The organism is Bacillus sp. F19 (assembly GCA_023823795.1).
Lineage (GTDB): Bacteria > Bacillota > Bacilli > Bacillales > Bacillaceae > Bacillus_P.
The window spans coordinates 3,204,263-3,230,906 of record CP085710.1; the positions used below are offsets into that span (position 1 = coordinate 3,204,263).

Annotated in this window: 25 protein-coding genes and 4 pseudogenes; 11 read left to right on the forward strand and 18 right to left on the reverse strand. The window is 38.2% G+C overall.

Features of this window, described 5'->3' with window-relative positions; all coding sequences use genetic code 11:
• Positions 1-228: 228 nt before the first annotated feature.
• Positions 229-1,047 carry a replication initiation protein gene (locus LIT25_16250; protein ID USK32157.1) on the reverse strand — a complete coding sequence of 273 codons (819 nt, stop codon included), beginning with the start codon at positions 1,045-1,047 and terminating at the stop codon, positions 229-231.
• Positions 1,048-1,064: 17 nt separating this feature from the next.
• Between LIT25_16250 and LIT25_16255 the strand changes: the two genes are divergently transcribed.
• From LIT25_16255 to LIT25_16265, 3 genes are all read left to right on the forward strand, one after another.
• Positions 1,065-1,268, forward strand: coding sequence for a Tn3 family transposase (locus tag LIT25_16255; GenBank protein USK36310.1), 204 nt, complete (start codon positions 1,065-1,067; stop codon positions 1,266-1,268).
• 111 nt (positions 1,269-1,379) lie between these two features.
• On the forward strand, positions 1,380-1,583 hold the full coding sequence (locus tag LIT25_16260; GenBank protein ID USK32158.1) for a hypothetical protein: 204 nt from the start codon (positions 1,380-1,382) through the stop codon (positions 1,581-1,583).
• 74 nt (positions 1,584-1,657) lie between these two features.
• A complete protein-coding gene (locus tag LIT25_16265; protein USK32159.1) occupies positions 1,658-1,852 on the forward strand; it encodes a hypothetical protein in 195 nt (64 codons plus the stop codon).
• Between the two features lie 526 nt (positions 1,853-2,378).
• Here the strand turns inward: LIT25_16265 and LIT25_16270 are convergent.
• The 3 genes from LIT25_16270 to LIT25_16280 form a co-directional block, all read right to left on the reverse strand.
• The gene (locus tag LIT25_16270) at positions 2,379-3,758 is read right to left on the reverse strand and encodes an FAD-binding oxidoreductase (GenBank protein USK32160.1); all 1,380 of its coding nucleotides are present in this window, start codon (positions 3,756-3,758) and stop codon (positions 2,379-2,381) included.
• Between the two features lie 1,502 nt (positions 3,759-5,260).
• Positions 5,261-5,914: a serine/threonine protein kinase gene (locus LIT25_16275; GenBank protein ID USK32161.1), complete on the reverse strand. Its 654-nt coding sequence runs from the start codon at positions 5,912-5,914 to the stop codon at positions 5,261-5,263.
• Between the two features lie 109 nt (positions 5,915-6,023).
• A complete protein-coding gene (locus LIT25_16280) occupies positions 6,024-6,356 on the reverse strand; it encodes a hypothetical protein (GenBank protein ID USK32162.1) in 333 nt (110 codons plus the stop codon).
• A 59-nt stretch (positions 6,357-6,415) separates the two neighbouring features.
• Here LIT25_16280 and LIT25_16285 point away from each other — a divergent pair.
• Positions 6,416-6,817: pseudogene (locus LIT25_16285) on the forward strand (transposase).
• Positions 6,818-6,929: 112 nt separating this feature from the next.
• Here the strand turns inward: LIT25_16285 and LIT25_16290 are convergent.
• The 4 genes and pseudogenes from LIT25_16290 to LIT25_16305 all read right to left on the reverse strand — a co-directional run bounded on the left by LIT25_16290 (position 6,930) and on the right by LIT25_16305 (position 11,098).
• A pseudogene (locus LIT25_16290) lies at positions 6,930-7,498 on the reverse strand (SDR family NAD(P)-dependent oxidoreductase).
• 703 nt (positions 7,499-8,201) lie between these two features.
• A complete protein-coding gene (locus LIT25_16295; GenBank protein ID USK32163.1) occupies positions 8,202-9,356 on the reverse strand; it encodes a hypothetical protein in 1,155 nt (384 codons plus the stop codon).
• A gap of 54 nt (positions 9,357-9,410) precedes the next feature.
• Positions 9,411-10,298 carry a hypothetical protein gene (locus LIT25_16300; protein USK32164.1) on the reverse strand — a complete coding sequence of 296 codons (888 nt, stop codon included), beginning with the start codon at positions 10,296-10,298 and terminating at the stop codon, positions 9,411-9,413.
• 629 nt (positions 10,299-10,927) lie between these two features.
• Positions 10,928-11,098: a hypothetical protein gene (locus LIT25_16305; GenBank protein USK32165.1), complete on the reverse strand. Its 171-nt coding sequence runs from the start codon at positions 11,096-11,098 to the stop codon at positions 10,928-10,930.
• An 85-nt stretch (positions 11,099-11,183) separates the two neighbouring features.
• Here LIT25_16305 and LIT25_16310 point away from each other — a divergent pair, with 85 nt between their 5' ends.
• On the forward strand, positions 11,184-11,681 hold the full coding sequence (locus LIT25_16310; GenBank protein ID USK32166.1) for a hypothetical protein: 498 nt from the start codon (positions 11,184-11,186) through the stop codon (positions 11,679-11,681).
• A 74-nt stretch (positions 11,682-11,755) separates the two neighbouring features.
• On the opposite strand, the gene LIT25_16315 is transcribed toward LIT25_16310, so the two are convergent.
• Together LIT25_16315 and LIT25_16320 are read right to left on the reverse strand one after the other, a co-directional pair.
• Positions 11,756-11,944, reverse strand: a complete 189-nt coding sequence (locus tag LIT25_16315) for a hypothetical protein (GenBank protein ID USK32167.1) — start codon at positions 11,942-11,944, stop codon at positions 11,756-11,758.
• An 883-nt stretch (positions 11,945-12,827) separates the two neighbouring features.
• Positions 12,828-13,016 carry a helix-turn-helix domain-containing protein gene (locus LIT25_16320; GenBank protein USK32168.1) on the reverse strand — a complete coding sequence of 63 codons (189 nt, stop codon included), beginning with the start codon at positions 13,014-13,016 and terminating at the stop codon, positions 12,828-12,830.
• Between the two features lie 22 nt (positions 13,017-13,038).
• Here LIT25_16320 and LIT25_16325 point away from each other — a divergent pair.
• The 5 genes and pseudogenes from LIT25_16325 (at position 13,039) to LIT25_16345 (ending at position 18,447) form a co-directional block, all read left to right on the forward strand.
• Positions 13,039-13,126, forward strand: a pseudogene (locus LIT25_16325) (MBL fold metallo-hydrolase).
• Positions 13,127-13,671: 545 nt separating this feature from the next.
• Positions 13,672-13,896: a hypothetical protein gene (locus tag LIT25_16330; protein ID USK32169.1), complete on the forward strand. Its 225-nt coding sequence runs from the start codon at positions 13,672-13,674 to the stop codon at positions 13,894-13,896.
• Between the two features lie 103 nt (positions 13,897-13,999).
• A pseudogene (locus tag LIT25_16335) lies at positions 14,000-14,154 on the forward strand (MBL fold metallo-hydrolase).
• 586 nt (positions 14,155-14,740) lie between these two features.
• Positions 14,741-17,413: a class III lanthionine synthetase LanKC gene (lanKC, locus tag LIT25_16340; protein ID USK32170.1), complete on the forward strand. Its 2,673-nt coding sequence runs from the start codon at positions 14,741-14,743 to the stop codon at positions 17,411-17,413.
• A gap of 863 nt (positions 17,414-18,276) precedes the next feature.
• Entirely contained in the window at positions 18,277-18,447 is a 171-nt protein-coding gene (locus LIT25_16345; protein USK36311.1) for a divergent PAP2 family protein, read from the forward strand.
• A gap of 129 nt (positions 18,448-18,576) precedes the next feature.
• Here LIT25_16345 and LIT25_16350 read toward each other — a convergent pair whose 3' ends face one another.
• The 8 genes from LIT25_16350 to LIT25_16385 all read right to left on the reverse strand — a co-directional run bounded on the left by LIT25_16350 (position 18,577) and on the right by LIT25_16385 (position 26,005).
• Positions 18,577-18,813, reverse strand: coding sequence for a hypothetical protein (locus LIT25_16350; GenBank protein ID USK32171.1), 237 nt, complete (start codon positions 18,811-18,813; stop codon positions 18,577-18,579).
• Between the two features lie 164 nt (positions 18,814-18,977).
• Complete coding sequence (locus tag LIT25_16355; protein ID USK32172.1) at positions 18,978-19,604, reverse strand: superoxide dismutase family protein; 627 nt, start codon at positions 19,602-19,604, stop codon at positions 18,978-18,980.
• 132 nt (positions 19,605-19,736) lie between these two features.
• A complete protein-coding gene (gene thrS, locus LIT25_16360; GenBank protein USK32173.1) occupies positions 19,737-21,605 on the reverse strand; it encodes a threonine--tRNA ligase in 1,869 nt (622 codons plus the stop codon).
• A gap of 834 nt (positions 21,606-22,439) precedes the next feature.
• Entirely contained in the window at positions 22,440-23,060 is a 621-nt protein-coding gene (locus LIT25_16365) for a hypothetical protein (protein ID USK32174.1), read from the reverse strand.
• Positions 23,061-23,138: 78 nt separating this feature from the next.
• Positions 23,139-23,948 (reverse strand): alpha/beta hydrolase, encoded by an 810-nt coding sequence (locus LIT25_16370; GenBank protein ID USK32175.1) that lies wholly within the window; start codon positions 23,946-23,948, stop codon positions 23,139-23,141.
• A gap of 50 nt (positions 23,949-23,998) precedes the next feature.
• The gene (locus tag LIT25_16375) at positions 23,999-24,685 is read right to left on the reverse strand and encodes a hypothetical protein (GenBank protein ID USK32176.1); all 687 of its coding nucleotides are present in this window, start codon (positions 24,683-24,685) and stop codon (positions 23,999-24,001) included.
• A 27-nt stretch (positions 24,686-24,712) separates the two neighbouring features.
• Complete coding sequence (locus tag LIT25_16380) at positions 24,713-25,510, reverse strand: toll/interleukin-1 receptor domain-containing protein (GenBank protein ID USK32177.1); 798 nt, start codon at positions 25,508-25,510, stop codon at positions 24,713-24,715.
• Between the two features lie 279 nt (positions 25,511-25,789).
• On the reverse strand, positions 25,790-26,005 hold the full coding sequence (locus tag LIT25_16385; protein USK32178.1) for a hypothetical protein: 216 nt from the start codon (positions 26,003-26,005) through the stop codon (positions 25,790-25,792).
• 231 nt (positions 26,006-26,236) lie between these two features.
• Between LIT25_16385 and LIT25_16390 the strand changes: the two genes are divergently transcribed.
• Positions 26,237-26,518 carry a peptidoglycan-binding protein gene (locus LIT25_16390; GenBank protein USK32179.1) on the forward strand — a complete coding sequence of 94 codons (282 nt, stop codon included), beginning with the start codon at positions 26,237-26,239 and terminating at the stop codon, positions 26,516-26,518.
• The last annotated feature ends 126 nt before the right edge of the window (positions 26,519-26,644 follow it).

The following is a 26,644-nucleotide window of genomic DNA, read 5'->3' on the forward strand; positions in this document are numbered from 1 at the left end:
ATTTAGAGGCATATTGAAGAGCAGTGAGTTAAGTAAGTCAAAGTAAAAGTTTAGCGTTCCCACACCCACGTTATTCAGTTACATGTTCCTCCAATCCTTTTATAAGCAATTAAAAAACCACCTGTCTAACTTTTGACAGAAGTTAGTTCAGGTGGATTATCTCGTTATGACCACAATGGCTTCGACGGCATTATGTATATCTGTAATAAATCCCATAGGGGGTCTTATTTATAAGCTCAGAGATAACTGTTCTAAAAGTAAATTCTGATAAATATCTTGTAATTCTAAGTTTTTAAAGTCACTGATAAGCTGAGGTTTCAACCCAACTTCTTGCCTTTTTTTGATATCGTTTTTTATTGCCTCGATAATTGACTTCTTAATACTTTCTTCTAGTTCTTCAGGGGATTTTTTATTTTCATCACGATTATATAATTTAATTTTTAACTCTTTGGTTTTTAGTAAAAAATCCTCAAATTCCTCTTGGCTTCCTCTTTTTTCAAAATAAAGCTGTTGTTTTTTTTCAGTAGATCCATTCTCCATTATTTCTTTTTCAACTTGATCTATTTCCATCCAATCAGGAATTTTTTCAACACGTATTGGTTTCTTGGTTGTTCTTTGCTTTGATATCAGATTATTTTCAATGGCATTTCCATAATCCTTTTGTATTGCTTTTACAGTGTATGAACCTGTATGAGTGATTTGTGACGTTTTAAGACGCTCTTTGACATAGTTTACATTACGCTCTATTTGATCCTGCGAGAACTCATTTAAGATCCATTCTAATTTATCTTCTCCTACCCCAAGTACAATTAGTTGTTCTCTCAACCCACTGGTTTCTTGTAATATAGGATTTGCTTTGGGAAGACCTCTAATGGATTCATTTTCACTTTTACCTTTTAAATCCACTTGATCTCCAAGTTCCTTCAGCCTTTTTAACACTTTACCGTTAATCAGAAATTCAATACTAGTTACTTTTCTTCCCGTCTTTATCTCTGTAAAGATTATTTCAATATCGGTTTTTTCATTAATTTCTGATTGAGCTACCAAAAGTACGTGCCCTTAATATCTTAATAAATGCTATTAATGTTTGGAACACAGTATATTTAACAGAAGCAACTACAGTATTAAAGGAAAAAGGGTTATATAAGGAAGAGTTAATGCAGCACATATCCCCCTTAGGCTGGGAACATATCAATTTTCTTGGTGAATACTCCTTCGATTTTAGCAAGACGACAAATATAAAAGCATTAAAACCATTAACCATATAATAAAAAGGCCGAACTTCCTTAGAGTAGGAAAATCGGCTTTTTTCATGTCGAATTTTGCTTAGCGTATGTTTTCCGCGTTTTGCTACCGGGACCCCAGCATGTGGATTTCAAGTGGAAACAAAACGTGCAAAACCAATTATTACAAAAGAAGACTGTGAACGTGAATTAAAGACAATTTATAAAAAACATGGGCGAGTTTCATTTAATGAATTAAAAAATTTATCAACCATATCCCTTTCAACGTTTTTTAGAAAGTTCCATACTACAAAAATAAGTGAGATCTGGGATGAGGTATTAAGTGATAAAAAAGCTTAGTCTCTTAGATCATGGTTATGAAAGCATTAAATGAATAGCTATGTCCAAATCAATGAAAAGAAGGGATGTTTGGATTGAAAGAATTAGAATTAAGTCTTAGCACACTTAGAATGCAATATGAAATAGTTGCAGAAAAATGGAAATTAAGTAAGGATGAAGATGATTTCAAAGATTGTATAACCTTACTTGCAGCGACTAATTTTCTGGAACAAAGACTTTACGGAGAGTCCATCACAAGCATTACTTCCATCTTTTCAGAAAGTGCATAATCCCTATCAACATAGATATCTGTTATTAAGATTCGCAAGTTCCATTTCCTTTAAGAATACCATGTTGCTATAGGTATCATAAGGAGATGAAAAGGGTAGAATTAATATTAAGAAAATTTAATAGGGAGGTTTATAGAATTGAATAAAGCACTTGAAGAGTTTTTAGAAGAGTTAAAATATAACGCTACAATAGAGGATACGTATACTGTGGAACTTTCGTATGTCATTGACAGAATTGAAAATATACTTGCAAATAAATAAATCAATATAAAATGAAGTTATAATAAGACCTTTCGTGGGTCTTTTTTTGGCTGTGTTCATCTATATCTAACACAGTAAAGAAAGAAGTAGGGATATTATATATTATTGGATAGCTTTCTGACTTTTAAAAAAAGACTCCCGCGGTAACTATGTACCAGCAGAAGTCATAAGTATTAACTAAGCTTGTTGTTGTGATTCATGTTCTTCTTGATGACGTTATTTATGGTCATGAGTATCTCTCCCTAATTTAATATTTTTAGTTATCTTAATTTTCAGCATATGATACCAAGTTCAAATTATTATGAAAAATGTTTTCAGGATCATAATGTTTCTTTAATTCTATTAAATGACTAAGGTGTTCTTCTGAATAAACATCTTTCAATCTATCTTTATCACCAATACCAATAAAATTGACATCGGCTCCTACTGCATATGGTTCTAATTTTTTCCAAACACTCTCATTATAAGCGTGATTTTTATCTGCATCTTCACTTGAGTAAAACCTGTGTTGCATGTTTACCATGTAGGGTTTATTCCGGTGAGAAAATGCTGTATTATTTTCTGGTACGCGACTGATGGCCCCTCCAAGGACGCGTAATTCAATATTTAGATTAGAAGATGGATCCTGATTGATTTCATGTGCAAAAGCCTTTGCTTCTTGCTCGTCCAACGTTGTAATATACATATTTCGAGCATAGAATCCTAATTTAACATCTTCAGGCAGAACCATCAGTAAATCTTTGTATGGTTGCGGTTTAACTTGATCTGAAATGATGTTCCCAATTTCCCGAAAGGGAGCTATGACTGCTTTACCTTTCTCTATATTGCCAGTGTAACAAAATGATGCGGATATCACAGGCTTATGATGATATTGGGATGATAGAAACGGGACCGAAGATGCGGACATCAAATTAATAATCACAGTAAGTTCATCGGGTGCCTCGTAGGCAAGATTCACTATTTTCATCAAATCTTGCGTTTTTACCCCTTCATAATATATATTACCTCCGAGTACTTCTCCTACTTCAAAGAGATTGAATTCAAAATCAGTGATGATACCGAAATTACCAGCTCCTCCGCGTACACCCCAAAACAAGTCTGGATTCTCCTCTCTGCTTGCACGGCGAATCACCCCATCAGATGTGACCATCTCAACTGAGCGCAAAGCATCAATGGTAAGTCCATACTTGCGTGATAAAAATCCAATACCACTCCCTTGTGCAAGCCCTCCTACACCGACTGAAGCCGTGTCACCAGCGGGAATCGCCAGTTTGTGGGGATGAAGCACCTCGCTTACATCGCCCCAAGTATTACCTGGGCCTATATGAGCAATCCTTAATTGGTGATTTACATCAATATGGTTCATGTCAGACAAATCAATCAATATTGAACGATTTGCTGTGTGATATCCAACAAAACAATTATGCCAGCCACTTCGTATCGCTATAGAAAGCTGGTGTTTCTTGGAAAAATCAAGAACTTTTACAATGTCTTGAGCCTGTTTAACCTTTACAATGACAGATGGCGTGGTCTCTGCTGCCATATTCCAAACCTTTCTTGTCTTTTCAAAATCAGGGTCTGTTGGGAATACAATTGAACCTTTAATTTGTCGGTTCAGTTCCACCAACTTTGATTCAAAATTCATCGTGATTCATCTCCTTTATTGAATTGGCTTTGAATGGACGTTGAAGATCTTCCATTAAACGCTTTTTTATCATGCGTCTGCCTTTCTTTTCGACATTTAAAATGAACATAACAACACTTATTCAGATGAGAGTACCGCTTATTCTACTAAGTCCCCCCTATTGATGATTTACCCATACCTATTAATCGCAATGGGTAGTAGTGGAATACTTTAGCATCCCTACCATCAGTATAGTTTGAAAATCTAAAGTCCAGTAAGTGAACGTTCTTTGAAAACATTTTTTTCCTTTTATTCTTTTAATACGAAAACCGTAGACTGAGTCTGGAGGTTAAACTGAGTGATAATTTTGAACAGATCCCAATAGATGGTGTTTTCCGCCCTAGTTGGAGACACCTAGTCATTGGAACAGGACACTTCAAGTGAAGAGGGGATTAATCGTATTAATTATGAGATTAGCACTTTTCAAGTCTTACATAAAACTTGCGATGCAAAGAAATATGGGTATCCGGTTCGGAACGATACCGCAATCCAGAAGAAGATCTGCCACAGGATTTTGAACTGTATATGTTAAATACATTGTTTACTGAATTAAGATATTAAGTATTCAAAATAGCTTTTCACTCAATTTTTCTTCTTCGAATACTTTAAATAGGGGTCCAAGTATCTTTTCGCGGAAAATATACGCTAAGATTTTGCTCAGAAGACCTAAGATTCTTAACATCTTATTGATAAAGGATTTATAAAGGTTTATCTCTTGTGTAAATGTCCAATAATTTATCCCCTTATCTATGTTCAGTAAATAGTTCGAAGTTAAGTTTAGTTACATCAATGATGGTCTTAGAGTACAATAAACGTCACTTTTATATGTCGAAAATTGCTTAGCGTATGTTTTCCGCGTTTTACTACCGGGACCCCTAGAAGTGGATCTTTAAACTTTCCTATAATATGTATTAAAGATAAATTGCTCATCCTTTTTCGAATAACTTTATTACGTTGTTGCGTTACTGTGAAATATGTTATATTAAAGTAAGTCATTTTTCGGCAAATTTTTATTGCCATCCTCACCTATTATTGGTGGGGGTTTTTTACATCTAAAGAAATACATTTGTTCCAGATGCGGATTTTTATTTTTATAAAACTTTTATTCTGTTATTGCGTGTGTTTTAAGTGTTAATTTGCACACAGGATTATCCACATGTAAATGTGGAAATTGAAGAAATAAAAGTATGGTACGGATCAGAAAATAAAGTGAAAACAATGTGACAATCGCTTGGCGTCCGGCAAATATTGAGGACGAAGGTAGCGATGAAGAGTTTGAGAGAGAAAACGAATATACTGTCCTTTATCCAGAAGGAGCTGTATTTGAGTTTTTTAAATGCATTTCACTACTTGCTACAAAAAGAACCTAGGAAAAATCCCAGGTTCTTTCTATAATTTAACGATAGATGATTTTAAATTGAAAGTGTAATACTTTTAAACTCCCAAATATTCATCATTATTTTTTATAATTCTACTTTCCATTTGATTTTTTTAAACGTCCTATATGAATATCTAACGAAGTCTAAAAATTTATAAGGTATTTTCACCGGAATCTTATACAACGTTTTTTTATAGATCTTATAGTACGCCTTTACTAAATCATCCCATTTTTCATCTTGACCCTCTTTATAGAAGTCAGATATATCCACAACATACCCCCTGCCATCCTTCATCATTACGTTTTTACCGTGAACATCATATGGATTTAAACCTTGGCTTCGAGCAAAAGTAAGAGCTTGATCGATATCTACAATGACACTCTCTGGTATTTTAATTCCTTTTGCGATTGCATCATACAGTGTAATTCCGTCTAATCTTTTTAAAATCAGATAATTTTGTCCCTTATATAGTAAGTTTGAAAACGCTGGATGTATGCCTAATTGGGTATATACATTCACTTCTTTTTCTAAAGCTTCAAAACTTCTCCCATATACTTTGACAACTGCATTAGGATTAGATTTATGCGAAAATACAGCAGCATAATTCCCTGTCCCTAAGCATTTCCAATCCTTAGGGATATTTTTAGCAACAATTGGATCATATGGGCTTTTGCTTATTAGAATAACTTTATGAATAAGTTCTTTTTCTATCATATTTAAAAATGTGTTATTGATCATTAGACTTCCTCAAATTCGAGTTGGATTTTATATACTAATTTATTGAGAATTTAGCTTTGTTTAAACACGGCTCATAGCTAGCACCTTAATTTATAACATAGAATTAACTCTAAATGATTATATAAAATTCATCAACTTCTTCTGTATCTTCATCTATCCATTGCTGCCACGCAATATTCTTTACTGGACGGAGACGGCCTGTAATAAAACCTGTTTCGGTACGGTTGGCATTCCTGATTGTTAAACTTTCGTCTTTATCAGCAATAATCTCTTTCAATTCTCGTATTGTCATATCGTTATTTTTTTTACTTATTAATCTTTGGTTCTTTTTAACGATTTTGATGCTCGAATAATCATTTAATGTCCTCAGTACTTCTAGAATCGATTGAGGATGATCAAATTCAGAATGAATGATAAAGTCACCGGATAGTTTAACAAGCATAGCAGCATTCTTATTTGAATCCTTAACTACAAGATTTCTCTCACCATCTAATACAAGGATTACGTTGGCAAATCGAAATTTTATTTAAAACGTGGAAATCATTCTTTCAAATTCATCAGTGTAAAAAGATAAAACCAGAAAGATGGGAGTGCCATTTGTATGGACAATTGATTGCCATTCTACTCTGTTCTTCTATCATGTTTCAAATGCGGCAATTACTTCTTATGAAAAAGAAACGAGAACTGAGTGAGTATAAGGCCATATATATGATTAAAGATTATTTTCTTCTTCTTTTCCAAGCTATACAGAAAGACACCCAAGAGCTATCAAAGGTTCTACTTCGCCTGTTCAACCTCCTACAGCAAAACGGGCGAAAATCTCATCGATATGAGAAGAAAACAGTCTTTGATATATTAGGTGTCGTTTACAATTGTACCATGTCTGATAATCAAGCGGCTTAATTCAAAAAAGGAAACCCGTTAGGGTTTATTTCGTATGCAAATCTTTAAAGCATCTACATATAGACTTTCGAAAAAAAGAAACAATCTTGCTTATCATTGACGTTACATGAGCTTAGCTTGATAGCGATGCATTCACGATAATTCCATTTTCAATTAACTCTCTGGACATACCAATCGTCATTGTATTTACTGCTCCTTTAGTCGATGCATAGTGAATGCTTTCTCCAGCCCCTCCAATACGAGCAGCAGCCGAAGATACATTAATGATTTTACCGTTTTTCTTTGGAATCATATGTCTTAATCGGCTTGCGAGCATAAAAGAACACTATTAACATTTAATCTAAACGTATCTTCCCATAGCTCTTCACTCATATCCATAAATGTGCTTTGCCGGATACCACCGCCAGCATTATTAACCAACACATCAACCGTACCAAATGAAGAAAGAGCTGCTTCAACCATTGAGTTCACTTCTTCTTTTTTCATCACATCAGCTTGAATGGCAATAGCATTTTCGCCTTTTTCTTGAATACGTTTGACAGCCTCCATAGCACCTTTCTCGTTTGAATGATAATTGATAATTACCTTTGCTCCTTTAGATGTCACTAATTCAGCTGTGGCAAGTCCAATACCTGAACTTGCTCCTGTAATGAGAATAACTTTCCCTGATAAGTCCTTCATACCTTTCCTCCTAACAAAATGGTTGTTATATTAATTCTTCAATTTATTTCGTTCAACCTTTTAAGTATGAATCTTTTATATGAAAATGACCTTTTTATTAGCAGCTTATTCACTAGCTTAATTTATTATTTCTTGTTAAATTATCCCGTTAATTAAATAACTTAGAGCTTCAATTCACTTTCTAATAATTCCTTCTCTTATTCAAGAATATTGGCCCTTTAATTGAAGAATACTTCATAAGTAGAAGATGATTTATACAACATAAAAGTTATTATTATCTCTTTACGCAAATAAAAGACGCTTTCTTTATTTCAAGAAAGCGTCTTCTTTTCAGAAACAATCTTCCATAATCTCGCCCTATTGTTAAGATCTTAAAAACAATATGTTATTAAGCTAACGTGTCTGTTTGTTTAAGTACATTTATTCGCATTCTATACGTTTTTGTACCAAATGATCTGCAAAGGACTTGCGACACCTTACCCTGCCAAGGTGTAAATTTAAAAGATTATAACTGCAGGATATTGTTTTACAATAAATGATTTATACCGATGATATTGGCGACAGCATGTTTTATTCTGCCGCCATCCCACCACAGGTTTTTTTTCTTATACTATAGTCCAGAATGCATGGGAGACTGAGGGAAAGAACGTATCGATAAAAAATCTATTAAACTCTAAATTTCCCTGCTCCCCCTAATATGTCGTTACGGAAGTTGCCAAGCTACATTATAGTCATCGTATCCGCCATAGTACTGCCAGATTTCTGCCTGTTCGTCAGTACCTGGGAAATCCAGCCAATCTGAATTGCTCGTTGTCAAATCTGAAGGGATGTCAACTGGGTAATAAGCAACCCAATACGCACCCGGAGTGCTTGGTGAGAAGGTCCCCATTGTGATTTCCCAGCTCCATGGAGACGAATAGGTACCAGGTTGTACACCTTCTCCATGTTGATTTAGATATTCAACAAATGCGTTATAAATCGATTGATTATTTGCATAGTCATATTCATTCATCCCCGTTAATGCGGGTTCTACATCAATAAAGATAACCGGTCTGACTTTCGAACCATAGACACTTTTCATAACTTCGTAGGTTTCCAGTGCTAATTTCGCCTGTTGTTCCCCCCATATAGTTGGAGAAATTCCTTCTGGCGCCATTTGCATCCCGGATAAAAACCAATAACCGTAAAGGTAGCTGGCATCCTCTGCTCTTACACTACTAAAATAAATTCCACCGCCAGTGCTTGCGTCAAATTGCACCTTGCTGCCATAACCTAATTTCCCAATATAAAAATCTTCACCTTCAGGATTCGCTGATGTAGCGGAATCCGATCCGAATGCATACTCCGTCATAACATCCGGTTCATTCGAATCTTCCAGTGGGTCATTGGAAAAAATGGCTGATTTTTGGGCTGCATGCATGGTCGCTGTTTCACTGGCATGCTCACTTGCCTGCGATTTTCCCTTTTTATTTTCTACCTTATGTTGATTCTCTGCTTTTCCTTCTGCTTTAGAGTGTGCAGGGACCTCAGGTCTTGCAGAATCTACAGGAGCTGATTTTTCACTGGCATGCTCACTTGCCTGTGATTCTACCTTTTTATTTTCTACCTTATCTTGATTCTTCGTTTTCACTTCTGCTTTAGGCTGTGCAGGAACCTCAGGATTTGCAGGGTCTACTGAAGTTGCTTTTTTGCTGGCAGTTTCGGAACTGTTTGCTTGTACAGCTTTAACAGGTTCCCCTTTTGCTTTATCAGGTCCAGCCGCTGCAGTGAGATGGCCTCCTGACATCAATCCAAATGACATTACTGTAGTGACTATAAAAGATTTTACAAGTTTTTTTGTGTTAAGGTATTTTTTCATTCCAATTTTGCTCCTCTTCATTATCGTTACATGTAGCTAAATACGTAGTAAACGTTAAGAAAAAGGAGCTACTTTTGGCGGTGGTGAAGGTGGAGCATTCATCCATTGAGAACAGTACTGAACCTCGCGGGAATGATAGATATTGCCAAGGGTCAAACCTAAATCCCAGTCAAACCAATGTGCATCAAAGCTTATCGTGCTTGCACCCGGCCTGAACGGCTCATGTGACTCTCCTCCAGACGTTTGCATGCGTTGTGGAGGATTATTCATGATCTCAATATCCCCAGGGTGATTCCTATTTTCAGGTGGCGTCTTGTTTTCTCGGTCTTTTAACGGTTTCTGCGACCCTTTAAGAGAACCACTCGTCTTTATTGAGACGGTGGATCCAGTATCTTCTATAAAAGCTTCTGACTTAGCATTTAAACTTGGAGGCTGGATGTTGGTTTCTGATGCCTCAGACTTTGATTGGTTTGAGGAGAGTGACTCAGGTGACTTAGGGACCACCGGAAGCTTGTTCGTGACAGCCATTGGCATCGCTCTTCCTGTTTTTCCTGTATCTTTCACCTTTGCAGCCGTTTCTGCAGATTCACTAGCGTTTACATTCTTATCTAAAGACGGAGGCACTACCTTTTCAACACGCCTATTGGTCTTGTTTGGTGACTTTGAAACAGGCTTTACTGGTACGGTTTGATGGGTACCAGGATTCGTCACTGGTTTTTGAACCATTCCACCTTGACTTTTACTTTCGTTTTTTGGTGTAACGGAAACTGCTTTTTCCGAAGCCTTTGGTTTTTCGATATTATCTAAAACGTGAGTATGTACTGCAGAGTTTTGAGGTTCCGTTTGATCGGCTGCTCTGTTTTTCTCTGCAAATGCATTATTTGGCAGGAAAGCGGCTGCCCCTAAAAATAAACCCATCAGAATAAAATGTCGGATGTGCATGATTTCACCTCCTTTCAAAAAGCAGAGTGTGATCACTTCTATAGACATAATTCGACATTTTTAGTTAATTTTTGTCGGTTGTCTGTTCCTTCAACAAAGAAAGAGTTCTTTCGACCTAAGCTCGATCTATAATAGATGAGGCGAATTTCCCTGAACAAAAAAGGAGGATTTATTTATAAGTTATGACATTAGTTGTCTATCAAAATGAAAAAAGCCGATCTTCAAATTTGAAAATCGACTCTAAATAATTAACCTAAACACCCGATTGTTGAACAAGAAACTAATAACATTTACCCCATCAGGTTCCTTCACTTTATGTTTTATAACCACGTTTCAAATTCAAGCAGTTAACTCAATCATTAATTTCATAAAAAAGAAGCTTATCTTGTTCCTGATAAGCCCCCGGGATCTTAGTAAGGCAGGTGTGTACTTTCTTAAATAGGAAAATCTATTTCCTATTAGATCTAAATAATCAAAGTCCATAGGTCTTGCTAATTGTTTACGGTTACAGTAGTTACAGCTTTTTATGATTACCTGTACCGTAATGGAGAGTTAGAACAGGACGTTCGTGACAGGCTTATAAAAGAAGTATTTACTGGGGGACGGAGACGGTACAAGAGCTTCCTCCATCATGTAAATGCAGGTAAGCCTGTAAACAAAAGGGGAACTTGTTTTTTATTAGTCTGGTCTTCAGGTGGTATTGTGTTTGACACTTTGCGAACAGCTGCTGTACTTGGAATACCAGGCTTGCCACCTGTCGTAGATTGGCCAGGGTTCGCAACCAGAACGATTAGTCTCATAGCTGCCATACTGCTTGCTACAGCGACCATCTCTTTTCAACGTATATCCCGAGGGGCATGTATTGTATGTGGTCAAGGTCCTTCGGTGAAAATCCAACCTGACCATAAATGGTTCGGCTATGCTGCATTTATACTAACTTTTCCATATCCTTTATTAAAACTTTATTGGTCCTTCGGTGGAACCCTAGGAGGTGGCCAAAATTTCAATCAACATTCTGCTTATGGAGAAATAATAGTATTTGGCGTTTGTGCACTACTTTGTCTTGCTCTTGTACAAAAATGGGGGCGTATTTTTCCTAGCTGGGTACCATTTATTTCTGGGAAAAAAGTTCCTCGATTCATTCTAATCACCGGAGGTTGGGTTGCTGCATCCATGACAGTTTCAATGGGATTTTTGGCAATATTGGGATCTCTTATGGAGGTATTAGGTCTTGCCGATGGGCCAATGAATTTCGATGACACAGGTTTGCTAGTATCTATGGTATATGGAGGATGGTTGTTGCTGGGTATAGCGATTACTGGAGCTACTTTGAAATATCAAAAGCAAACCAGGGGTAAATGTTCAAAGTGTGGAAAAGTTTAAATAATCTTTATAGACACATTAAAAAAGGATCTTTAATCAAAGATCCTTTTTTAATGCCGATAAGTTCTATTATGTTAACTAGATTTGTATAGGGTATGCATTAGGATCTTTACATCCTGAATAAATACTCTTTCTTTTGTAGATACATCTAATTTAGCTTGTTTTACAATTTCTTTTTCATCTTCAACAGATTGTATAATCACAGACCCATGAACTGGTTTATTCTCTTTCCATACAGAATAGTTTACTTCGAACGTTTTCAATATTCTCTCCTCACTCTCGTATCCTATAGTCGCAGTTTGGTTGCCTGATGGCAACCTTTTAGCCTTAATGGCTAATAACGAAAAATACATAAAATTAGGATTGCAAAAACTAGGGCGAATTGCTATTTAATATAAGAGTGAGAGGAACAAGCTTTGTGATGTTCAAAAAAACCTTATATATCAATAGTTTGAAGATTTTTCATAGTTGGTAATTTTGCCAACTATGAAATCATAAAAAAAGAGCCACTTTTAAGGCTTGGTGACAGGGTTGCTGCTATGAACCGCAAAGTAACCCTGTCACCAAGCCTTTATGAGTAGTTATGCTGTTAAATTAAACTAGAGGTGATTCAGACGAGTTAACAAACAAGCAACCAACATTCTCGTCCTCAAGGTTGCTTGTTTGTTGAAGAAATGAAGATTGGAGGTAACCTTGTATGCATAGAGATAGGTAGCCTTCTATGCATCAGTTACATGGCTTGTTCTAATGTATTCGATGCAGTGTTAAGGGGTGTTAGTTTATTCGTCCATTTTGAATACCAACATTCAATCTGGCTTTCTTGGAAGGTGATGTAATGGAGAACAAATGCACTTATTGTTGGCAGAAATCAGATGATTTGAAGCCATTACCACTAGAACTCAAAGGTGATGACAGAGAAAGGTTTTGCCCGAAGTGCTACCCATCAGTATTGAAGGCTGTAAAAAACTTGCCCTGGAATAAGTAGGGTACCAATCGTGCTGCTAAATTATCCTTTAGCACGGTAAAGTTGTGAAGTGTCATTTTAGCAGCAGGTTTTGCTAATCTCAAATAGCCCTAAAAAATTTTTCCGCTAGTTTTTCGGGATCTTTTCAGGCACAAAAAAAAGAAGACAAGGAATAAGTTTGATTACTTAAACCCTGCCTTATTTAGATGGTTGGTAACTGTTTGTCGAGAAACACCAAATGAATTAGCAATCTTTGTCTTTCTAAAACCCTGTTCAAACAGTGAAATCATTTTCGTTATTTCAACGTCAGTAATTCTCTTTTTCTTAGGTTTAGCTAATAGGCTTGGTGACAGGGTTACTTTGCGGTTCATAGCAGCAACCCTGTCACCAGGCCTAATTAAAACAAAAGGCGGACATGGAATGAGGAGAAATACTAAAACTTGCTGGACTAGTATGTGGCGTTGTTTTCAAACACCCTCTATAACGTTCCGTTATTTCAAAAATTATGTGAAAAATCGCTCGACTTGGCATGAATAACGAATCGTATGTCTGTAAGCATCACCGACACCTAACATAAAACGGAGCATCACCCTTAGAAAGGCGATATTGTACAGGTAGTCGCTAGATTCTCCTTTTTTACATCGTTTTAACACATGCTCCGTAATGGACCCGACATCATCTCATCTGGACTTATGAAGATATCGCGATTGTATGATCTTCATTCGAAATGTAAATACTGTAACTGGTACGAGGCTTACTTTGTTAAAGATCTATTTCAATGAAAGAGGGTGACAATCTTGAATAGAATTCTTAATCTCCAAAAAATCAATTTTGCAGATGAAAGAGGCGATAATAAACCGGTCAGCTGTACTTCCTGTGACAGCTATAGCTGTAACAAAAAGCCTGAATGATTTAAAAGCACATACGTAATGAAGTAAGCAGAAAGGAGCCTAAGCCCTTTCTGCTTGTATCCTTTACTGGAATCCGTATTGACGTTACGGAGGAGTTCTAAGGAGGTTCAGACATATGAATGAAAACGCAATAAACGTATGGTTCAACGTTTTTATGACAAACAATAAGGTGCCTCTTCAAGGCTGGAAAATACATATTTCGTTTATTCCGCAGCATTGCCAAGACGTCCTTCGCAAGGTTGCTTCTATTTGTATTCAGCATCAGGTTGCGTTTAAATTTCTACTGGATACCCGATTAGTGACATTATCGGGAGGTAAGATGTGGTCGTCGTTTTTTTAATAAGGATCGAAAAAAACGCTTGGTTTATCAAGCGTTTTATATGCTTAAATCTGTTGTGATTTAACAAAGTTCTACTGATAGCATATTAATAGGTCTCGATGGTGCCAAAGAAGTGAGAAACTCTGGTTTTCAAAATATAGAGGTTTTAACAGAAGATACAGTTTTCGAGGGTATCCAACTAATCAAAACAAAAGGCGAACATGGAGAGGAGAAATATTAAAACTTGCTGAACTAGTATGTGACGTTGTTTTCAAACACCCTCTATAACGTTCCGCTATTTCACAAATTTATGTGTAAAATCGCTCGATTTGGCATGAATAACGAATCGTATGTATGTAAGCATCACCGACACCTAACATGAAACGGAGCATCACCCTTAGAAAGGCGATATTCCTTTTTGCGATACTGTACAGGCAGTCGCCCAATCCTCCCTTTATACATCGATTGACACATACTCCACAATGGACCCGACATCATCTCATCTGGACTTATGAAGATATCGCGATTGTATGATTTTCTTTTGAAATGTAAATACTGTAACTCGTACAAGGCGTGGTTAGTTAAAGGTCTTTTTTCAACGAAAGGGGGTGACGATCTTGAATAGAATTCTTAATCTCCAAAAAATCAATTTTGCAGATGAAAAAGGTAGAGGTGATGTGGCAGAACACCCCCACCCCCAAAGCTGTACTTCCTGCACCAGCCATAGCTGTAACAGGCCTGAATGATTTAAAAGCACATACGTAATGAAATAAGCAGAAAGGAGCCTAAGCCCTTTCTGCTTGTATCCTTTACTGGAATCCGTATTGACGTGACGTAAGGAAGAGTTTTAAGGAGGTTCAGACATATGAATGAAAACGCAATGCGTATCATCCCATCGGAGTGGTACGAATCATTCGATCGTTACTTGCCTGATGAAGATTTGCTCAAGATTGTGCGTCCGATTCTTCCCGCCAATTGGACAACACGACGTACAAACGTATGGTTCAACGTTTTTATGACTGACAATAAGATGCCTCTTCAAGGCTGGAAAATACATATTTCGTCTATTCCGCAGCATTGCCAAGACGTCCTTCGCAAGGTTGCTTCTATTTGTATTCAGCATCAGATTGAATTTAAATTTCTAATGGATACCCAATTAGTGACATTATCGGGAGGTAAGATGTGGTCGCGGGAGGCGGGAGGAAAATTTATTACCATTTACCCTGCCGACATGATGCAATTTAGAGAGGTGATTGAGCAGCTTTACTTGTCTCTAAAAGATTATCAAGGCCCCCATATTCTATCAGATAAAAGGTATAAAGATTCGCATACGGTTTATTACCGGTACGGAGGCATCCGTGGCTACAATCTATTAACACCTGAAGGTGACAAAAGATACTATCTCCTCTCGCCAGACGGAGAACATCATCCCGATCTAAGAATGCCTTACTTTACTCCTCCTTCGTGGGTAGATGATCCTTTTCCTCAGGATATAGAAGAAGGCGGAGAGGAGTTATTGCTCAATAATGGGAGATACCGAGTGGATAACTCCTTGAATTTTTCGATGATCGGAGGTGTGTATCTGGCAACGGATTTAACAAACGACACAAAAGTTGTCATTAAAGAAGCAAGACCGTTTACCCAAGTCAACGCAGATGGAACGGATGCAACAAGTCGACTGGCGAAGGAATTCGACATCTTAAAATTGCTTGCAAACAGTGGAGTTACGCCTAAACCTATCGATTTATTTCAAGACTGGGAGCATACTTTTCTCGTCGAGGAGTTTATCGAAGGTATGATGCTTAACAAATTTATAGTCACTCATATTCCTTGGAAATATCGTTCGCCTTCAGATGATGTGAGGAAAGCGTACCTAGAGAAGCTATTTAAAATCTGGGCCAATATTGCATGTTGTCTTGCTGCATGTCACGCCAAAAACCTAGTTTATTGTGATCTATCTTTAACAAATGTGATTGTACAGGCTAATAACGACTACGCAGTTAAATTAATTGATTTCGAAGCAGGTTATCGCAAAGGGATAGATACGCCATCTAAGCTGATTACCCCTGGCTTCAATAGTCCTACTTCAGGGCAAGACCCTGGGTTTGAAGACGATATCTACTCGCTTGGATCCATTATGCTGGCTACACTGCTTCCAATTAATAGGCTTTTAGAACTGGATCCATCGAAAACCGATTTATTTATCCAGTCGCTCGGAGCTGATGTCGGTTTACCGGAAGCGATGCTCCAACTGATTAAACAATGCCTGAGCCACGAAGCAACTAAAAGACCTACAGCCGAGCAGGTAGTTAATCGTATTAAAGCGATCCAAATTGAGATTGAACCAGTGCCTCCGACCGTTATTTATCCAAAAGAAGAATTGCTGAATAAGGTTGGAAAGGCAGCTCAGTATATTATACATAGTGCAGACTATTTCAGAAGTGATCGCTTATACCCTGCGGACCCTAGAGTATTTCGTTACCACCCGCTTAACATCGCTTATGGCGCTTCTGGTGTAGCCTATGCTCTACATAAACTGACAGGTTCTGTGCCGAAAACAACTATTCATTGGATGCTGTCATGCTCAGCAACAACCGATAATTGTCCCCCTGGATTGTACACAGGATTTTCCGGGATTTCTTGGGTCATGCAGGAGTTGGGTTTACATGAAGTTGCTTTGCATATGATACAGAAGGCTTATGAGCATCCGTTGCTATGGACTTCGGCTAGCCTCTACTCGGGTTGTTCCGGCTTTGGGTTATCCTGCCTTAACTTGTATCTCGCAACCAAAGATAAACGCTGGTTAAATGTTGCGATTGAAGTTGGAGATCATATTATCCAAACGAAGCAGGATAATTCTGACGGAAGCTATTGGCTGGATTATGACGGGGTTGCTTGGAACGGTCTAACCCGAGGCTCAAGCGGAGTTGCGCTTTACCTGCTTTATTTAAGTATGGTAACAGGAGAAGGTAAATACTTGGAGGTTGGAGAATCGGCACTGGCGTTCGACCTAGCACGTCTCAAAGAGAACGAGCCCGGACATGTTAGTGTTCCTAGAGGGCAAGCCTTTAACCCAGAAGGTGTTCTGTCCCATTATTGGTACGACGGATCGGCTGGCGTTGCGACTGTGCTTCTTCGTTATTGGGCATACACCAAAAAAACAGCATATATGGATGTGCTAGAAAAACTCGCTAAAGATACCTGCAAAAAATATACCAGCTTCCCTTCGTTATTCGTAGGACTATCTGGACTAGGCAACTTTCTGCTAGATTTCTATCAGTTTACAGATGATCCGCAATATCTGCAAGAGGCGTACCGTGCAGCTAACGGCGTGATGTTGTTTACGATAGAAAAACCAATGGGCATCGCGTTTCCAGGTGAGCAGCTCAGTCGAATTTCAACAGATTATGCGACTGGCTCGGCTGGAATCGCTCTCTTTTTACACCGTCTGGCTCACCACGATCAGAAGATGAACAATTTCAATTTTACGCTGGATAAGCTGTTTCAGAATTACAATCATTTCATTAACGCCAACTAGCATAAATCCCTCGACGCTCTCACCTAAGCGCCGAGGGATTTTCCTGGCGGTTACGATGGCCCGTCGTTGTCGATTGCTAAACACAGAGCAGGAACAATAATAAGTGCTATATTTACAAGTGAGCTATACTATCACAATACCGGTTAATGGAAGTTCTTTGCTTATTTAATAATAGGGCGCGATTGTAGAACAAAGAGCAGTCGCTTTTTTACTGGTAAGATCCGAAATGTTCTAAAAATGATTGATGTAGATAATCAAGAAACCCAGCATCTTCACATGAGAAGGATGTGCAAAATAACTCCTAAAGTGACAAGTACCTCTTGGACGTCCAAAAGGTACTCAACCTCGTTTTGTTACCATAACTAGGGATTATCGGTAGTTCATTGGTGTTGATCGTCCCAATACAATCAAGAACAATTTTAAAATAGATGAGGTTCCATTACTATTGATACCCGGTAGTTCAACAAAGACATTTCATAAAATGCTTAAAACGGAGACCAGGAAGGTTGAATGTCATTCGCTGAATTATTAGTGAGACGGGTCTGATTGGTCCCATCCGCATCCATCACGTAAAGCTGATAGTTTCCGTCACGATCAGATACAAAGGCAATTTTACTCATCAAAACCCATGTAATGGAACATATATTTTCACAACAAATATTCATGATTTGTGTGACGGAATCGTCGTCCGTTAATTAAGCTGAATCATCTCATTAGTTACCAATTTTAATGTGCCTGATTTGGTGCCACAAGTCGTTTCCACCGTTACAAAATCACCTATGTTTATACCAGATAATAGGTTACTACATGAACACATGAATCATCAAACTCCTTAATTTATTTTTGAAACTGCCATTGCAGTCATTTTTGGAATCATCGTTATGTATGATGCACAGGGAATTAGACGCCATACTGGTGAAATTGCTAAACTTATTAATGATATCGACGGTGAAATGGCTGTTATTTCGGAACATCTTCCGGGACTTGGCCATATTAAAAGGAAGGAAGAATTGAAAGAAGTTCTTGGTCATTAGCCATTAGAGGTAGCTGGAGGAGCCATTTTAGGAGTTTTAATTGGACTTGCCAGCGCAAAGCTTGAGGATAATGTTTAATTGTTAAGAATAGATAAGTCGAAAAGAGCCGCTCTTTTTTACTGTTTTATTTTATTGGACAGTAATCCCTTCAATATCTATTACATATGGTATAGAACTGGTTTCAACTCCAGTTTCGTCTGAATTTGGAATGATTTTTGATGTCTCTTCGTTTGTTAGACCAATGTATTCACCCAATTGTTTAAAATCCATTAATTCCGCTTCATTTGTATCTTCAATCTGTTTTATCACAATGGCTTGATTAACGGACTTCTTTAAGAAATCTGAAAAAAACCATGAAACAATCATGATCGATATGACTAAAAAGATAAGGAAAAGAAATGTAGTATTGCTTCATGATATCCCCTCATCTCTTTTTTATTATAAAAATTACGGTTATGGAAGACTAAAAGATCATAAACAAAAGAGAGCTGAAAATTATTTACAGCTCGCTTTTGTTTATCATTTTTCATTCAGCTTTCGTCCACACTTTTTATAATACCGCAAGCCTGCCTGTCTCCTGCATCACCTGTTTTTATCGTTTCTTCATCTGGACCCGGTTTTCCTTCTGATTGATACCGGTCAGGAATATTTGCAGCGTTATCCGGATTTGCATGAACAATAATGGCTTTTTCCTGTTCCATTAACTGATCCATAGTTACCCTGTCAAATGCTGCTGAAAATTCTGCTTTGCCATCTTCATTTACAAATAAAGAAGGCATATCCCCGGCATGTTCAGAGTGGCTGCTTTCATCAGGATTAAAGTGACCCTCAGCTGTTGTAAATGGACCTCCTTCTGCATCGGGCTCACACACACCCTTTTCGTGAATGTGGAAACCGTGATATCCAGGTTCGAGCCCTTCCATGTTTGCTTCAATCATCATATGATTGTCATGCTCAGTGAACGTAACGGTGCCGACATTTTTATTTTCCGTATCCTTTATTTCAGCAATTGCGCCAGATTTCAACTCTTCATTAGCTGTTTTTGCAGCTTCTTCCATGTTTGTTTTTTCAGTATCCTCCTTAGTCCCGCCTGAACAACCGATTGTCATCACCATTGCAAAAAACGGCAGCATCCATTTCCACATTATTTTTGACATTCTCTCACTCCTCCTTACTATCTTTGTTCCACTTAATTGGGAAGGTAAAACAATATCAGTTAAAGATGAGAAAAAAGTCTGAAAACCCCTTGATCCTTTAGTTCTTCTTTCTCTTACCAGAGATAGAACTCTTTACCCGAGCTCCCGCTTAGCTATTTTTTCTAAAAGCATGTTTTTAAACCGCTCAACGTCCATTGTTTCTGAGCTCTTCCCGCCATGTACTCTTACATTTACAGCATTTTTTTCAATCTCCTGATCTCCAATGACAAGCATATAGGGAACCCTGCTTTTTTGTGACTTGCGAATTTTATAATTCAGTTTTTCGCTGCTTCTGTCTATGCATACTCTTAGCCCGCATTTCTCCAGTTGATTTTTCAGCTTTTCGGCATAGTCAAGATGAACTTCAGCCAATGTGATTATCGCAGCTTGAACAGGTGCAAGCCATAATGGGAAGCTGCCGGCAAAATGCTCAATCAAGATGCCAAGAAATCTGTCGAGAGAGCCTGATATTGCCCTGTGAATGACGACAGGTCTTTGCTTTTCATTTTTTTCATCGATGTAGCTTAGATAAAATTTCTCAGGCATTTGAAAATCGAGCTGCACTGTTGCACACTGATGGCTTCTTTTCATTGCATCTTTTATATGAAAATCGATTTTAGGACCGTAAAAGGCTCCATCACCTTCATTTAATTGATAAGGAAGGTTTAAATCTTCAAGCACGTGTTTCAGTGATTGTTCGGCCTTCTCCCAAAGCAGATCAGAACCCATTGAGTTCAGGGGCCTAGTGGATAGTTCAACAGAATAATCAAAGCCGAAAGTACGATAAACCTTGTCTATCTGAAGAAGCACACTTTTAATCTCATCTTCAATCTGATCTGGCCGGACAAACAAGTGGGCATCATCCTGACAGAAAGTGCGGACTCGGAGCAGCCCATTCAGCGCTCCGCTGTATTCGTGCCGGTGAACCTGGCCGAATTCTGCGAGTCTGACGGGAAGGTCCCGGTATGAATATAGCTGGTTTTTATAAATCATCATGTGTCCTGGACAATTCATAGGCTTTAATGCAAACTTCACTTCATCCACATCCGAAAAATACATATTTTCATGATAATGATCCCAGTGCCCTGACTGCCTCCACAGCTTTTCATTTATCATTAATGGAGTCTGCACCTCATGATAGCCTGCTTCCCTTTGAACCTCTCGAAGAAAATTCTGCAGCTCATTTCTCATCAATTGACCGTTTGGCAAAAAAAATGGCATACCAGGAGCCTCTTCTGAAAACATGAACAGCTCCATTTCTTTTCCAATCTTGCGGTGATCCCGCTTTTTTAGTTCCTCAAGCTCTTTTAAATGGAGTGCTAATTCTTTTTTACTTGAAAAGGCAATACCTGTAACCCTCTGCATGACGAGATTTTCTTTATCTCCCTTCCAGTAGGAACCGGAAACAGCATTTAACTTAAATGCTTTAATAAATTTTAATGAAGGCAAATGAGGCCCGCTGCATAAATCAATAAATTCTCCAAGCTTACTGATGGAAATTAGGTTACGATCCCTTTGTTCATGAAGAAGCTCAAGTTTCAGTGCCTCTCCTTTTTCAGAAAGAACAGCTGCGGCTTTTTCATATGGCAGTTCCAGCTGTTCGAGTTCCTGCTTTTCATTCATTATTTTCTGCATTTCCTGTTCGATCATCGGCAGTTCTTCTTCACTGATGCTGTGAGGCAGCTGAAACTCATAGTAAAACCCGCTGTCCTGATAAGAGCTGCTTCCCAAAATCGCCCCTTTATACAATCTCTTTACTGCCTTGGCAAGAACATATGAGCAAGTATGATTCAAGAAAACCTGACGTTCATCAGATTCAATTGTAATAAGCTCAACTTCTGAGATGTCATCCACTATGTCATGTAAACTTAAGACCTTTCCATTTACCTTCCCTCCAATTACCTTATTATTTTCTTGATTGAGATGATTGGCCAAATCCTTCAACAAAATTTTATGCTCCATTTTAAACACTCCTCTTTAATCTAAAAAGATAAAAAAACGCACTCATCCCTATAATAGGGACGAGTGCGTTTACCCGTGGTTCCACCCAGCTTTCCATTCTAAAAAAGAATGGCTCCAGCGCTTTAACGCAGCGTCTGCTGCACGGCATTTCCTCCGTGCAGTTCCAAGGCGGTAAGTTCATTTTTCAGCATTAGGAAGTTCTCAGCTTTCCTTCCCTCTCTGTAAACCGGCAAAATGACTCATGTCCTTATCTGTACTTCTTTTATGAAATTAAAAAAACGCACTCATCCCTAAAATAGGGACGAGTGCGTTTACCCGTGGTTCCACCCAGCTTTCCATTCACTTTTTTTAAAAAAAGAATGGCTCCAGCGCTTTAACGCAGCTTCTGCGGCACGATATTTCCTTCGTGCAGTATCAAAGGCGGTAAGTTCATTTTCTGCGTTAGGAAGCTCTCAGCAATCCTTCCCTCTCTGAAAACCGTTTAAAATGACTCATGTCCTTTTCATCACTTTTCAAATAATTATTTTCGATTTTACAATACATTCCATTAGAATTCAACTATTATTTTACAATATTCATCGGATTTTTTTGTGTTCCAGCTTTGGTGATAAAATCTTAAAAAAAGCAGCGGAAGGTTCGTTTGTCAGAATTTTATCGGATGAATAAAGGGAATCAGATAGGTAAGAGGTATTTTCCGATAGTTTATCTTAAGTTTAAGATCATTAAAAAGTGTTTCAGATAGGTGGCACATGATTTCAGCTAGTTTGATAGCCGGGCAAATGCTTTTTAGCTAAAAAAATGGAACAAAAAAACACCAATCCCATGATTGATGCACTAAGAAGCAAAAAAAGTTTCGTTATTCTTATAAATCAAGTATCGCTGCAAGCCCCGTGTTTGTTCAAAAGCATTTTCCGCATGTTTTTTAGCTGAAGTTTTGTTTCCTTGTTTATGAGAAACTTCAGAAAGGACGCTTTCTTTCATCCAGCCTTTAGGCAGCTGCTCTGCCAGTCTTTTCGCCCCTTCATATTGTCTGGATTCAGCTGCGATTAAGGCCTCATAATAGGTTCTGTAAACAGGTGGTTTGATAGAAACGGCATGTTTTTTAGCTTCGGCTATATCGTTTCGGTAGAGTGCAAATGTTGTATTCATTAGTGCCTGCCGGTGAGAGTTTTTGTATTTGGCATTAAATTTAGCCAGTGCTGCTTCTGCCTCATCGTCCAAGTTATTGGCAATAGCATAATAAAAATGATACATCGGGTTTTTCTGATGCTTCAGGATGAATTTTTCAGATTTATGAACATCCTTTGAAAACAGAATCGGACTGATTTGGACATACATATACCAGCTCATTGAGATGATCAGCAGTAATGCAATCAAATAGAATGGAGCCTGTATAAATCCAAGCAGAAAACATAACAAAAAAACAAATGAATAGAATAGTACGTGCTGTTTCAAAAATGGTGCCCCCTCTTTATGTACTCTAACCTTATGATACTTACTAAAGAGGAAGGAATCAATGTGCAAAATGCAGTCTTATTCTAAAAACCTTACAAACTCTCGATTGAATTTCTCAAGCTCGTCATAAAACAGACCGTGTCCGCTGTACTTAAAGGGAATAATTTCTGAATCTTTTATCCCCTCATTCATAAGCTTTGCAAAAATAAACGGACATATCAGGTCTTTCATTCCGTGGAAAATAGCGGTGGTTACGTTAATTTTCCCTAAATCCAAACGGAGATCCTCATCCCGGAGCGATACAGCAGTCAGAGCTGTACCATGGCCAGAACCTTCAAGACCAAGATTCTGGAACCAGTTTTTAAAGCTGTCGGTAAGATATTTTGAAAAGAAAATTTGACCAAAACCAGATAGCATTTCCGGACGGTCCTTAAAGGTTTGGTCTATCAATTTGTTTACCTCTGATTTGGACATGCCGTAAGGATAATCAGGCCGCTTTGTGAATGACGGCGCTGCTGCCCCAAATAGGGCAAGCTTTGAAACTTGGTGTTCTCCATGTCTGGCCATATAGCGAATAGCAATCGCCCCGCCCATTGAAAAGCCGGCTAATGTGATTTCTTTAAGCTGAAGGGAATCTATCACGGCCCGGACATCATCTGCGAGTCTGTCATAGGAATAGCCGGTCCACGGCCTGTCTGATTTCCCAAAACCCCGAATGTCCATTGCAATGCACCTGAATCCAAGACGCGGCAGCTGGTTCACCTGATACTCAAACATTTTATGATTAACGGGCCAGCCATGAATAAAAAAGATGACACGGCCATCTTTTGGGCCAAGGTCCTCTACAAATAAATTGACATCTTCCTCTGCTTTTATATAATACCCCACGTTTCACTCCCCCTAAAAACCTTTTCTCACCTTATAAAATGAACTGCTTCCTATGAGAAAAAGCCTTTTTCCTTATTCTTTTTCAGGGCAATATGGCTTGGATAATTTTGCTCTGTCATCGATATCCATTCAGACACTTCCTTCAGCATACCCTGCACTTGCTCACGTGTTAAACCTTCCTCAGCAGCTCTGTACCAAATATCCTCCATAATCGAGCTTAAATTCCTGGGATAGGAAACATGATCATGACGGAGAACATAGCTTAATATTGGTTCAGCATCCCGCCCTCCCTGCTCACTTTGAGACATGTGCTTGATGAGCCAGCCTTCTTCGTTGCGGAGCAAAGTGTACCGGTCATGATTCCCCCATTTCCGTGTAAAAACATCCAGATAAAAGGTCTCTCCAAGGGTTTGGTCAACCGGCTCATCATTTGCATGTGTATCGTCCAAATAATTCAAGAGCTCTTCTACTGGGCGAATATGGTGATAGAATTCCGGGTGCTCAGGCTTCATTCCCCGCAGACGGAGGGTTTCACGCTGAAGCTTCGGTTTTGGATCGAGCGTCATATGCAATTTGTGAGCTGCTTTCCCCATTTCTGTATACACTTTTTCAATTTTTTCGTAAGACTGTTTTTGCCGTTCTTCTCTAGTTAAATTAAGAAAATGCACAATGACATCCAGTTTCTCTTCTATTAGCTTTCTTATTTTTTTCTGCACAGGACTTAGTTCAACTTTCATCGCCATACCTCCAATCAAATCAAGACCTTACCAGACATCCCTGCTGAATTTTATATCTATTTTTTCACTTTGATGCAAATAAGGTTCATATTTTGAATCTCTGATTTTTACTGATAGAAAAACAATTTTATTTTCCAGGCTGTACAACTTTATATCTGCCGGGTGAAGTGTATAGTTAAAAGAAGCCCCATTTTCATCTTCTACCTCTAATTTCAATACATCCAGCTGAATATCATGCTCCTCAGGGTTCTTCAGACGCAGCCTTATCTGAAGGCACAGACTGTCTTTAGGATCGATCCGGATTCCCTCTAAACTGCATGTGATCAATTTACTGTCTCTTTTTTCATCATCTGCAAGCTGATTAACGTTGCGAATCGCCTGCTCACATATTTTCACCAAAAATGTACCGGGGGGCTTCTCAAGCTTAAAAACTTCTCTCGCATTCTCAAGAAATTCATACAGCCGGTCCAAGTCATTCAGCTTGAACGAAATCTGATTTGGATTTATGGCTCCTTTCATTTCCTTATAATCAAAAGCCGGCGTTAATATGGCCGTGTATTTTTTATTCAAAATCCAGCAGGCGCCCATTTCGTTCAAGCATGCAGGACTTCTATAATAATGTTCAGACAGCACATAAATGACCCATGAATTACCGCTTAGTTTTTTGTGAAGATAATCATATATATCCTCATCATTCGGAATGTGATAACCTGGATACGAACTGCATACAATATTCGGGACCTTGAGCATCGTCAGTAAATTAACCAATTCCCGTACGTATACTTCATCACGGTGAGCATGGCTAATAAATATAGTATCGATCAAGAGCTGGGTCTCCTCCCCTCATTTAAATCCTTCTACGGCTTTGTGCAGTCACTTGAAATTATATTCGCTCTAGTAGAGAGATATGAACGATTGCAGTAGAATCCTCAGGTGAAAATAGCGTTCTTTAATGAGAAGAACGCTAGGGGAACTAATAGACTTCAACTAAAACCGACTATTGGTTTGTTTTTTTGATCATATATGACATCATTCTACAATTTAATTCTCAGGGAAATCTCTCAAAGAGCCTTCGTATTGACCTTCCGAGGTCGGAGTCAGTGCCTAGCCATTCCAGTATGCTTCTTTATCTTTCTCCTTTGCAGCCGGCTTTTCACCTGAATTAGTAATGACAGTAAACGCATTTCCCAAAAAAGCAATGACATTAACTGAGAGAAGCGGAAAGCCAGCAAGTATACCAATCGAAATCACTCCATAAACTTCGAACAGGTGTAGGGCCGCCATAATAAAAACAGACGCAGATGCGATAAATAATTCCATACATTTTTCCTCTATAATCCATTTTATATATTTAAAAAATCGAAACCTGGTACCACTTTAATATGTTTTCCTTTAGTAAAAGGTCCTGTTACTTAAAATTGAAAAATTTTACAAAATATGAAACTATCCTTTTCTTAAATCCGTTTCATGCATGTAAAACACAATAAAGGAAAGAAAAACATGAAAAAATGGAAAGTGGTTTCAGCAACCGTCTTTACGGCAGCAGCATAAATGATGACAGTGCCTCAGGCAGGCAGTGCCGAAGAAAATATTCCTTATATCTTCACGCTTCCTGAATCCGGGATTGTAAAAGAAGGCTCACGGGGTGTACATGTTGAAATTCTGCAGCGTTCCTTAAACAAAGCAGCAGAAGCTAAACTGTCGGTTGATGGTGTTTTTGGCCCTAAAACAACAAAAGCCGTGTACTATTATCAAACGGCTAAAAAGTTAAAAGCGGATGGAATTTACGGACCTAAAACAAGAAGCACGCTTGAGAAGGTATTAAACGACTAATTTGGTTTCTCCCGCAAAAAGAGCAGTGGAAAGCTGTTCTTTTTTAAATGGCTGCAGCATATTCACCTATTATCTTCTGACGGATAAAGAATTGAGGTTAATTGACAAACAAGTTTCAGCCTGGTT